General features: G+C 63.7%; 5 protein-coding genes. All 5 read left to right on the forward strand.

Going from position 1 to position 12022, the window contains the following annotated elements; translation table 11 throughout:
• The first annotated feature begins 7 nt into the window (after positions 1–7).
• The 5 genes from V8Z78_RS22770 to V8Z78_RS22790 all read left to right on the forward strand — a co-directional run bounded on the left by V8Z78_RS22770 (position 8) and on the right by V8Z78_RS22790 (position 12001).
• Complete coding sequence (locus tag V8Z78_RS22770; protein ID WP_349732205.1) at positions 8–10048, forward strand: PLxRFG domain-containing protein; 10041 nt, start codon at positions 8–10, stop codon at positions 10046–10048.
• Positions 10049–10198: 150 nt separating this feature from the next.
• Complete coding sequence (locus tag V8Z78_RS22775) at positions 10199–10501, forward strand: hypothetical protein (RefSeq protein WP_349732206.1); 303 nt, start codon at positions 10199–10201, stop codon at positions 10499–10501.
• The gene (locus tag V8Z78_RS22780; RefSeq protein WP_349732207.1) at positions 10498–11109 is read left to right on the forward strand and encodes a lysozyme; all 612 of its coding nucleotides are present in this window, start codon (positions 10498–10500) and stop codon (positions 11107–11109) included. The genes V8Z78_RS22775 and V8Z78_RS22780 overlap by 4 nt, the downstream gene beginning before the upstream one ends.
• Positions 11106–11600, forward strand: a complete 495-nt coding sequence (locus V8Z78_RS22785; protein ID WP_349732208.1) for a hypothetical protein — start codon at positions 11106–11108, stop codon at positions 11598–11600. Before V8Z78_RS22780 ends, V8Z78_RS22785 begins: the two co-directional genes overlap by 4 nt.
• Before the next feature lie 110 nt (positions 11601–11710).
• Positions 11711–12001 (forward strand): crAss001_48 related protein, encoded by a 291-nt coding sequence (locus V8Z78_RS22790; RefSeq protein ID WP_349732209.1) that lies wholly within the window; start codon positions 11711–11713, stop codon positions 11999–12001.
• The last annotated feature ends 21 nt before the right edge of the window (positions 12002–12022 follow it).

Raw genomic sequence — 12022 nt, forward strand, 5'->3', positions numbered from 1 at the left:
AATCCAGATGGCAAGCAAGAAGACTCCGAAGCTCCCCTATGAATCGGTAACGCTGAAGGACATCCCTGATGGGTTCTTCAGCGGAATGTATGACCCTCAGGATGAGCAACCTGCTCCGGCGGCTGACGCCCCCAAGAGTCGCGGCCTGCTGGCCGTGGCGAATGACACGGTGATCGAGGCTGCCAACGCGGCCGCCGGTGGCTTGTCGTCTGCTGCCAACTTCATCAAGCCAGGCAACGCGGTATCGGGCTGGATTGACAAGAACATCATCCAGGCCGGTGAAGAGTCCCAGAGCGATGTGGTCAAGGCTTCAAAGAAGAAATTCCGTGAAGGGGTGGAAAAGGCCGATGGGGTGATGGGTGAGCTGGGGGCTGTGGGCAGCTACATTGCCGAGAACCCTCTGCTGGCTGCTGCTCAGGCGGCAGGTTCCTTTGTGGGGCCCGGTGCTGCGGTCAAGGGGGCGGGCATGGCTGCTCGTACAGCAGGCCTGGGTGCCAAGGGGATCGAGCGCGCAGGCCGGGCTGGTGGTGTGGCAGCTGGTGCTGCTATGGCTGGCGGTGATGCCGCCGGTACCGCCTATGACCTGGCGATCAAGGCGGGGGCCACGGAAGAAGAGGCTACGGCGGCTGCACGCCAAGCCAGCGTAATTCCGGCCCTGGTGGGCGGTGCTGGTGGTGCCTTCGGTGCCGAAAAGCTGCTGGCTGGCGCCAAGGGGTTCGGCGGTGGTGCTGCTGCGCGAGCAGCCAAGACAGGCCTAAGCGAAGCCGCCCAGGAGGCCGTGGAAGAGGGTGTTACCCAATACGAGGGCCAGCGCGCTGCTGTTCCCTTTGATCCGAGCATCGACACATCCAAGGGGGTGGCAGCTGCCGCCGGTATGGGCGCGGCGCTGGGGGGCATGACGGGCGCGGGCACTTCGCTGCTTACCGGTGGGCATGCGCCCGTCATGGATAACGCCCTGGATTCAGCCATCAATCAGCCGCAGCTGACTGTAGAGCAGGCACAAGCCGCTATTGGCTCTGTATCAAATGGCACAGCTTCGCCTGATCAGCTGCCCCTGCTGGCGCAGTTGCAGGCCGACCGCACGGGACAGAACAACGTCAGCCCCATCATGGACATGGATGCACTGCAGCGTAATGGCGTGCCTCCCATTGGCCTGCTGGACGAGGTGGCCTTGAGCCGCGAGGGCTTGGGCGCCCCGGCGCAGGTCGTGCCAGAGCGTGGCGCGCTGTCACGCGCGGCCAACCTGTCCGCGGCGACGCAGCAGGCAACCCCCTTGACAACAGCCGCGGAGACGCAAGAACAGCAACAGTCAGCCCAGCCCACAGAAGGCGCAGACATGGAGACGGGGGAGATTTCCCCCGAGGCCCGCGTCGGCCAAATCCAGGAGCATCTGGACTTCCTGGCCCAGATGGGGCGCAGCCAGGGCTGGACCAACGAGGCCTTGGCCCAGCGCACGGCCTTGCAGCAGGAGCTGGATCTGCTCTCGCCTGCCCAGCGCATGGCGGATCTGAATGACCAGGCAGCAGAAGCTGAGGCCCGCGCCGCCGATTGGGCTGGCCGTCAATACCGACCCAACCCCACGGAGCTGCCCGAGCATGCAGCCAAGGGTGGTCCGGCAGATATTCAGGAAGCGAACGAGCAGCGCCGGCTGAAGAACATCCAGCAGGCGCAACAGGAAGCGGCGGCAGCCCGGGCCCAGGTCGACCAGGTTGAAGGCGAAGGTAATGCCCAGGCACAGCTGGCCGCGCAGCAAGACCGCGCCGCGCGCGTGGCCCAGGCCGCCCCGGACATTCTGAACAAGCAGGGCAAGCCCTTCACGGTCAAGCTGCCAGCAGTGAAAGCGGCTCAGGCGGCTGGCGCTGGATGGGAGCCTGTGAAGGTGGATGGCGGCTATGTCGTGCGCCAGATGCAGCCCTCGGACAGCCCCGTGCCCACCGCGCCCAAGGTGGAGGCTCCGGCCGTGCAGGAGGCAACGGCCAAGGCTGAGGAAATCGCCCGTGAGGGCAACGCCCAGCGCCAGCAGGTGGCCCAAGCCGACCAGGACGCAGGCGCTCGATGGGATGCCATGCAGCCCGATGCGCAGCGCGCCGTGCTGGCGGCCGTGCCCAAGATGGCAAAGGTCATTCGTCAGAACCTGGAGGGCAAGGCTTGGGAAAAGATGAGCGCTGGCAACCGGGAAAAGGTGCTGAGTGCTATGAATTCAGAAGCGGCAATCGCTCAGCAGCAAAAGAAATCCGAAGAGAAGCCAATCGAGGGCGAAGACCTGGGCAATGGCTGGGCCGCATTTGCTCCGGACTCGGGCACCAAGGCCGTACCCCGTGCCCAGATGCCGCAGATCAAGGCTGAACACCGCGGCGCGATGGTCAATTTCATGAACGCCCGGGGTATCGCACACCAGGAGGAAACCGTGCCTGCCGCGAGCTTGAAGCCCACGCAGGCCGAGTTTTCGCGCGAGAAGGTGCAAAAGGCTCTGGGCTACGAGGGCGGCGACCGCTCCATTCTGGTTTCCCAAGACGGCCATGTGCTGGACGGCCACCACCAGTGGATGGCAGCGCGCGAGCAGGGCAAGGACGTGAAGACGATCCGCTTGGATGCGCCTATCGAGCAGCTGCTGGAAGCGGCCCACGAATTTCCCAGCAGCAGCACCAGTGATGGCGCCACGGTCGAAACCCCTGCGCCCGCCACCACACCAGCTCCTGCGGAAAAGCCGGCCACCGTGCGCGGTTCGCGGGCAGCAGTGACTGCCGAAGCGGAGAAGGCTCGTGCCGACTATTTCACCCCTGGCAACATCGTCAAGAGTTACGCCGGGCATGACCGGGTGATTGCCTACTCCCCGCCGGACTCGGAAGGCCGCTGGAGTGTCAAGGTCCAAGCTGTGCGCAAGGACGGTGACTCTTGGGTGGCTGCCGACGATGAACAGGAGCGCGTGCATGGCACAGATCCCCATCCGCGCGAGATGAAGGCGGGCCCGGTGGCCCGTGCACAGCCAGCGCCCGCCCAGACTCCGGGCAGCGCCAGCCCGGCAGCAACTGCATCAAAGCAGCCAACACTGGAGGCGCACATTGCGCTCATGCGCCGAGTGCGCGAGGGTAAGGCCACGGCCGCAGAGTTGCGCGAGGGCTTCAAGCGCACAGAGGGCACCCGCGAGGCCTTGACCGCCGAGCTGGGCACCATGAAGAAGGCAGAGCTGCTGCGAACGGGGGGCATGTCCTTTGCCTACCGACACAAGGACGACCGCAAGGATGAGATTGTGGAGGCCCTGGCAAGCCGCGTCCTCGATGAGTTTTCGTTGGGCCGCAACTATGGCCCGTCCAGTTACTTGGCAACCATGGAAGGCATTGCCAAGCACAAGAAGATCAAGGCACAGGCACTGCGCGAACTGGTGGACAGCCTCACCGACGAGGACATCAGCTCTCATGCCAAAGCCATTGAGAAATCCCGTACTGACGATAAAGCCCGCAGTGAGGCCCAGGCCAAGGTGCTGGCCGATCCCCAGACGCTGGAAGATTTCCATGCGGTCATGCGCCACCACGTTGCCAAAGGCGATAGCCGCCAGGACGCATTCCTCAAATTGACCGCTGAACAGCGTGCACGTTACGACGCCCTGGACGCCGACAGCACACGCACTGCAAGGGAGGCAACAAAGGCCAAACGGCGCACCGAAGTAGCCAGCGCAGGGCAGACCACGGCTGGTGACGTGATCGAGACAAAGCACACCAAGCACGGGCATGACCTGTTTGTGGTGCAACTGGCCGAGCGCGTGGACCGCGAGGACTATGACACCCTGAACGCATCTGCCCGCCGCATGGGCGGCAGCTACAGCAGTTACCGAGGCAACGGGGCAGTACCAGGGTTCCAATTCCGCACCAAGGATGCCGCCGAAGCCTTCAAGAAGCTGGTTGCCGGGGATACTGAGGATGCTCAGTCTGTGGCCGCCGCGCGCCGCGATGCATTCGAGGATGACCGCAGCCAATCCGCAGCCCAGCGCCTGCGAACAATGGCGGCAGCGCTGCACGAGCGTGCCGACGAGTCTCTGTCTCGTGATCGCAAGGCCAATACCCACCGCCGTGCTGCGATGGCGGCCAGCGCCGAGGCTGCAGCCCGGGCCGACAAGGCCATGGCCGGCACTATGGAGAACCTTGCCCAGTCCATTGAGAACGGCAAGGCTAAGTTTCTGGATGCTGTGCGCCAAAAGGTGCAGGTCGAGTTTTTGGCCGGGGAGCTGCGCACCGCCAAGGAGGCCCAGCTGCGCAGCAAGTACAAGACCTATGCCGAGCAGGAGCGCCACCGTGGGGAGCCCATGGATGCCGAAACCGTGGACTTTGCCGACTTCCCCAACTACACAGCCATGCGCTCCGACCTGGCCGCGCTGGGGCGGCAACTGCAGGACCAGGACGGCACCAAGAAGTTGGGCGCCCGTCTGATGGCCGTTGCCAATGATGTGAGCGAGGCTTATACCGACTGGGCCAAGGCGAATTTGTTGCAGGTTTCACGCTTCGGCCATGCTGGGGAAATGGCCGACTTTGCCAGCAAGGATGCTGCCGAGAGAGCCATTCGCCGCTCTGGGATTGCAGACCGAGCCATCGTGCTGCCAATCAAGCGTGGGCAGAACCGGGTGGTGCTGGCGCCGGCCGAAGCCATGAAGCAGGGTCTCTGGTCCGGGGATGACGACAAGCGCATCACGCTGATGAGCGATTTTGGGCGGGAGCTGGTGGAGGCCGTGGGCCGCCGGGCAAAGTCGGAGATTCGCTTGCCCTGGCAACTCGAGTCGGCTTTCAAGAAGCGCCAGCGTCTGGAGAGCATGGGCATTTCCACGGGAAGCGAGTACCGCTCTGCGCTGCGCGAGTTCGCCGGCGTGCAAGAGGCTATTGCCACTCCCGACAAGATCAAGCAGATGGAGCGGGCTTTGATTGGCCGCCGTGCTGATGGTCTGGACTTCTTCCCCACCAGCGAGGCCGTGGTCGACAGTATGTTGGCTGCGGCAGAAATTGAGCCAGGCATGGCAGTGCTGGAGCCATCTGCCGGCATGGGCCATATTGCCGACGCCATCCGGGAGCGCGCTGGAGTTGAGCCCGATGTGGTGGAGATGTCGGGCGAGCGCCGCGAGTTGCTTGAAGCCAAGGGATACAGCCTGGTGGGTAGCGACTTCACCGAGATGCGGCCGCGCGACGGCTTTACATACGGTGATGTGTTTCGCGACACAGAGGGCCGTCTAGGGGTTATGCGTGGATCCCGTGGCATGGGAAGCGACCGCGTGGGCTTCCATCCCTTGGATGCAGACGGTAAGCCTGATGCTCAAAAAGCCACCTGGGTGGACCGCGGCGAGTTGACTGGGGTGGAGCAGCGCGACAGTGATAGCGGATATGACCGCATCATCATGAACCCGCCGTTCTCGAAGGGCCGAGATATTCAGCATGTGCGCCATGCCTATGAGTTGCTGCGCCCCGGTGGCCGCCTGGTGGCGATCATGGGTGAGGGGGCTTTCTTCCACGGAAACAAGGCCGCCGAGGATTTCCGAACATGGCTGGACGATCTGGGCGCGACCAGTGAACGCCTGCCTGATGGCTCTTTCATGGACCCGAGCCTGCCCGTGAACACCGGTGTTTCTGCTCGCATGGTGGTGATCGACAAACCCGCGACCTCAGCGGCTGGCGACAGTGATACCCGTTTCCGCCGCCAGGACGCTGACGCTGATTTCGATGTGGACGGCTTCTTGCAGGCCATGAACGACGGCCAGCCCGTGGCCGAGGCCAGGGCTCAAGCAGTGGGTGCGGTACAGAAGACCGTGGATGCCATTCGTGCGGGCTGGGCCAATGGCCCCGAGGTCACGGTGGTGTACGACATGGCCGATCCTGCAATCCCTGCAGCCGCGCGCTGGGCCGACCAGGCACAGCGCAGTGGAGGCGCTGATGGCGACCCGGAGGGCTTCTACTACGGGGGCAAGGCCTATCTGCTGGCCAGCCAACTGCACACCGACAAGGATGTGGCCCGGGTGCTGATGCATGAGGCGCTGGGCCACCATGGCCTGCGCGGCGTGTTCGGTACCGGACTGGACAGCGTGCTCGAGCAAATCGTGGCCGTTCGCCGTGGGGACGTGCGCCGTAAGGCCGCCGAATACGGCCTGGACTATGACAAGCCGGCACACCGCCTGCAGGCAGCGGAGGAAGTGCTGGCAGAGTGGTCCCAGAGCCGCCCCGAAATGGGCTTTGTGCGCCGCGCAGTGGCAGCCGTCCGCTCCTGGCTGCGCCAGCATGTGCCCGGTTTCAAGGGCATGCGGGTAACGGATGACGAGATCATCCGCTCCTATATCCTGCCTGCCCGTGGCTGGGTGGAGCGCGGTGCTGGCGCTGGAATGGTGCGTGACATCGCATTCAGCCGCACCAGCGCGACCAGCATGCCGGATGCCATCATTGGCAGCACACTGGGCACTGCCTCCTCGCATCCTGACTATGCCGCCGCCAAGGGCGGGAATATTGAGGCTGCCTTTCGCCTGGCCCAAGACATCGTGACTCCCGAGCTGGTGGCTAAGGTGCGTGCGGCGATTGGGGATACCAAGCCCGTGGTGGTACCAGTGGCGGCGGAGGAGGCCACAGGGCGCAACAGAATCCCTGTGGCAGCAGCCGGGGTGCTGGCCCAGCGTCTGGGGCTGTCCACTTCTGGAGCCATCGTGCAGGCCAATCGTGCTCACCGCACTGGCATGGACGGGCTGGATCGCATCTTTGCGCCCGTGGACTTCGCCGGCAAGGTGGAAGCCAAGCCCTACTTGCTTGTGGATGACACTCTCACCCAGGGCGGCACGTTCGCGGCGCTGGCCAGCCATATTCGGGAAGGTGGCGGGACCGTGGCCGGGGTCATTGCATTGACCGGCAAGCAGTACAGTGCAAAAATTCAGCCCTCTGCAGAATCTCTGGCATCTCTCCGGCAAAAACATGGTGACCTCGAAAACGAATTCCGCGCCGCCACCGGCTACGGCTTCGACTCGCTCACCGAGTCGGAAGCCCGCTATCTCGCGCGCTACGAACCGGCTGACCGACTCCGAGATCGAATCTCTGCAGAAGGACACCGAGGCCGCGCTGGCGAAGATCAAGGAAATGCTGGCCCAGGCTCACTAGAAGACGGCCCGCTCTTCAGCCGCTCGCGCCTGGCCGACATCAAGGACAGCGCGCTTACCCAGCTCGACAGCATCCTGAGCCACCCCGGCAAAGTCTCCATGTGGGACAAGACCGTGGGCACTATGCGCCACCTGGCCGAGCGCAACCCGTTTTTCAAACCCGTCTACGAATCCGCGCAGCAGAATATCGACGATGTGAGCATGCTCGCCAACGATGCTGCCGACCAAGCGCCGCGTATCCTGCCTCGAGTCGACAGCATGGGGGACATCCTGGGCAAGAACCGCAAGCGCCCGGTATCTGCTGCTGACAACAAGGCCGTGGCCCGCCCTCTGTTTGAGGGGACCCTGCTGTGGGCTCGCGACATCAACGGCCAGGCCTCCCTGGTGGAGGATCTAACCAAGAAGTACGCGAACCTGGGCGTGCACAACAAGGCAGCCATGCTGCTGAAGGCCAACCGGATCGACGCTGGCGTGCTCGCCATGTGGCAAGGCCTGCCCGCGCAGCAGTACGAAAACATGATTAACTCTCGATTTGAGAGCAAGATTCTCAAAGCTGGCGTGGTCTGGATTGATAAAGAGCTGCAATCTCAGTTTGGCGCAACCCCGGATCAGATCAGCCTGTACCGGGAAGCGCGCGCGGCCATTGATCGCTCCATCGACATGACGGCTCGCGCCGACATGATGCGGACCCTGGGCGATGAGTATGCCGCTATGCGTGATGCCGTGCTCGAGCAGCCGTCCATGGATAGCGCGGCCCAGCTGCTGCTGGACATGCTGGAGCAGGACGCCAAGGCCGTGCCCGACAACCGCGACCGCCTGGCGGTGCAGATGCAGCAGATTCGCAAGCGCCTCGAGGATGCCAAGGCTCTGCAGGACTCCGGCTATGCTCCGCTGTCTCGCTTCGGCCGCTACACGGTGGACGTGGTGGACGCTGCCGGCGAGCGCCAGTACTTCGGAATGTACGAGACGATCCGCGAGGCCAACACAGCCGCGCGCAACTTCCGCCTGACCTTCCCCGACGCTACGGTGGAGCAGGGAACCATGAGCCAGCAGGCTTACAAGTTGTTTGCCGGGGTGACTCCGGAGAGCCTGGAGCTGTTCGGCAACATGCTGGGCCTGGACTCCGAAGGCAACGAGGCCCAGGACAAGGCATTCCAGGAGTATCTGAAGCTCACCAAGAACAACCACAGCGCGCTCAAGCGGATGATTCACCGCAAGGGCACGGCCGGCTTTTCTGAGGACGTGGGCCGGGTGGTGGCGAACTTCGTCTATTCCAATGCGCGCCAGGCTGCTGCAGGCCTGAACGTGGGCACGCTGGACAAGGCGATCAACGCCATCCCCAAGGACCAGGGCGAGCTCAAGGACCTTGCCATGGGCCTGCGCAGCTACATTCAGGATCCCCAGGAAGAGGGCCAGGCCGTGCGCGGCATGCTGTTTGCCCAGTACCTGGGCGGCTCGCTGGCTTCGGCATTTGTGAACATGACCCAGCCTTTCCAGGTGACGCTGCCATGGTTGAGCCAGTACGGCGGCATGAAGAAGGCCGGGGCGCAGCTGGCCCGCGCGCTCAAGGACATGGGTACCAAGGGCTTCCAGTACGAGGCCGACCTGGCCAAGGCCCTGCAGTCTGCCGAAGACGATGGCGTGGTCAGCCCCCAGGAAATCCACCAACTGATGGCCCAGGCCCGCGGCGCCGGTGCGCTGCGAGCTGGTGATGGGACCGCTGCAGGGAATGCTCGAGCAACGGCTGCCAATGCATGGGAGCGCACCAAGGTGGCATGGGGCCAGCCCTTTGCCCTGGCCGAGCAGTTCAACCGGCGCAGCACCTTCATTGCCTCTTACCGCCTGGCGAAGGAGCAAGGAATCCAGAACCCGTCCGCGTTCGCGCGCAAGGCGGTGCTGGACACCCAGTTCGTCTACTCCAAGGCGGTGAAGCCGCAATGGGCACGGGGAACCATCGGGGGCACGCTGTTCACCTTCAAGACCTACAGCGTGTCCTATCTGGAGCTGATGCAGCGCATGTGGAACCAAGGCCCTGCAGGAAGCCCTGAGCGAGCAGCTGGCCGCCGCGCTGTAGGCTGGTCAATTGCCATGCTTATGCTGATGGGCGGAGCCGGCGGTCTGCCGTTCGCTGAAGACATCGAGGACCTGATCGATGCCGGCGGGCAACTGATGGGCTACAGCATGAGCGTCAAGCAGTGGCGCAAGCAGTTGATGCAGGACGTACTGGGCAAGGAGCTGGCCGATTTCATCGAGCAGGGTGTCTCGGGTCTGCCTGGCGCGCCGGTGGACATCTCTGGCCGCCTGGGCATGGGCAACCTTATCCCCGGTACCGGACTGTTCCTCGAGAAGCGCGACCACAGCCGGGACTTGTTGGAAATCATCGGCCCAGCCGGCGACTTGATCCAGCGCGCTGCCACTGGCGCTCGCAAGGCGCTCACAGGGGATATTGCTGGCGCTGCTCTCGAGGTATCGCCCACGGCCGTGCGTAATGCTGCCAAGGGCTTCGACATGGCCGACAGCGGCGTCTACAAGGACAGCAAGGGTCGCAAGGTCATCGATGTGACGCTGGGCGAGGCGGTGGCAAAGGCTGTCGGCTTCCAGCCCAAGTCTGTAGCGGAGACGCAGGAGGCCACGGCCACCGAGCAGAACCTGATTGGGCAGAACCGGGCCATGAAGGAGCGCCTGACTGCTGACATGGCCCAGGCTGTCTATGACAAGGACAGCGAGAAGCAGGGCGACATTAGGGAGCGCATGCGCAACTGGAACCGCCGCAACCCAGAGAGCCCCCTGACCATCGACATGCTGGCCGTGCGCCGCCGTGTGATCAAGATGCGCCAGACCAAGGCTGAGCGCGTTGCAGCAGCTGCGCCCAAGTCGATTCGCGCGAACGTGCGGCAGTCTTTGGCGGAAGCGCAAGGGGGCACCACAGCCCCTTGATACGCGATGTGGGCGTGAAGATAATGCGCCCACACACTCACTGCCCGGGGCGTGCGGTTCCTACCAAGGAACCTCGATGCCCATCACACACACAACGGCGCCGGCCGCATACGGACATGCCGCCACCTCTCGCACAGGAGGTGCTGCTGCATGAAGAAAATTCTTACCGCTTGGCTGGGCCTGCTGGGGATTCACCAGCATCTGAGCGCAGAGCAAAAGCAGGACATTGTTGGGGCTGTCTATCAAGCAACTCCCGGCGCTGGCACCGCAGTGAGCTTTCGCCTTGCAGGCCTGCCGCTGAGCGACTGGCTGGTGCTTGCTTCCATTGCGTTTGTGGCGTTGCAGGCCTCTTTCCTGATCTGGAAATGGCGGCGTGACTATCTCCGTGACCAGGAGCGCCAGCGTCTGCAGCAGCGGGCCCGCGAGGCCTGCGGAAAGGACGGCACGCCATGAGCATGCCTTCCATCCTCAAACAACGCCTGGTGCAGACCGCGCTGACCATCATGCTGCTGGGGGCTGGCGCTGCCAGCATGCTGCCGTCCGGTGAGCCCCAGCCATCCGAGGCGGTGCTGCTCGCCATGGACATTGGCGCCTACTACGAGAGCAGCGGCCGTCACATCGGCACTCCCTACGTGGACAAGGTGGGCAAGGGCATGCCCCTGACGGTCTGCAATGGGGTGACTGGCCCGCAGGTCGTGGCCGGGCGCTACTACACCAAGACCGATTGCATGCGGCTTGAGCTGCCCATGTACCTGGCGGCCGAAGCTGCAGCAAAGCGCATGTTCCGCTACTGGAACACCTACAACGTGTGGGTGCAGGCCAGCCTCATCGACATGATCTACAACCTGGGCGAGGCGCAGGTGGCCGGCAGCACGATGCGTGCCCTGGCCAATGCCGGCGATCTGGATGGCGCTTGTGCCCAGATGCCCAAATGGGTGCGCGGCACGGTCAACGGCAAGAGCGCCGTACTGGCCGGGCTGGTGGATCGGCGCGGCACGACAGCTGAGCTGTGCTCGAGCTGGGGTCGTGATGGGCACTTCATGGCCGGGGTTCTGCCATGAGTGTGCGAGCTATTACTCACATCGCTGCTGCCGCTCTCGCAGCTGCTGGCGTCTGGTACTTCCAGGAGGCCCGTCTAGGTGCGGACCTGGCCGACGAACGCCTGCTGGCCAGTCAGTACCGCCAGCAGATCGCTGATGAACGCACGGCCGCCGGCCGGCGCTTGCTGGCCGTGGAACGCACGGTCAACGACAAATATCAAGGAGCCCTGAATGACGCCATCCAGAAGCAGGCCGGTTTACAGGCTGCTGCTGATCGCGCTCGCCGTGAGCGTGACGGCCTGCGCCAGCAACTGTCCGATGCCGAGCAGCGACTTGCTGACGCTTCCACCACCGCCCTCATCGAGTACGCCCGAACCCTCAGTCGCGTATTCGGACAGTGCAGCCAGCGATACACGGAGCTGGCAATCCGAGCTGATGGCCACGCAGCTGATGCAGCTACCTGCCGCTCAGCCTGGCCAGTGATTCAACCAACGACAGAAAGCAAGCCATGACTCTTACCGTTCAAATAAAAGTCCCAAGCTCCGCAGGACAGCACGAAGCAGAGATTAAGTGCAGCACGGATGGATACAAGCATGCGACAGTGCTCGCTCCTGGCGACGAGTTGACTGTTCATGTCCATGCCGCCAATGAAGTGCACATCGCTGAAGTTCCCGCCGGCACAAAGGCGGCACGAATTCCTGTCGCCGCTACGCCAGCTATCCCGCCCCACCAGCAGCGCGTGCTGGACGAAAAGCAAGAGCTGGACATCCGAATCACTAGGCTGGACGAGTTCATTCTGCGAAATGCCTTGTTCCGCCAGCTGGACCCCGAAGAGCAAGCCCGCCTGCGCCGCCAGCTCGATGTGATGCGCGAGCTGTCGGTGATTCTGGGCGAACGCATTTCAGCTTTCTGAGCCAGACGAGCCGCCCATTCC

The sequence above is a fragment of the Comamonas sp. wu1-DMT genome, from assembly GCF_040187805.1.
Taxonomy (GTDB): Bacteria; Pseudomonadota; Gammaproteobacteria; order Burkholderiales; family Burkholderiaceae_C; genus Comamonas; species Comamonas thiooxydans.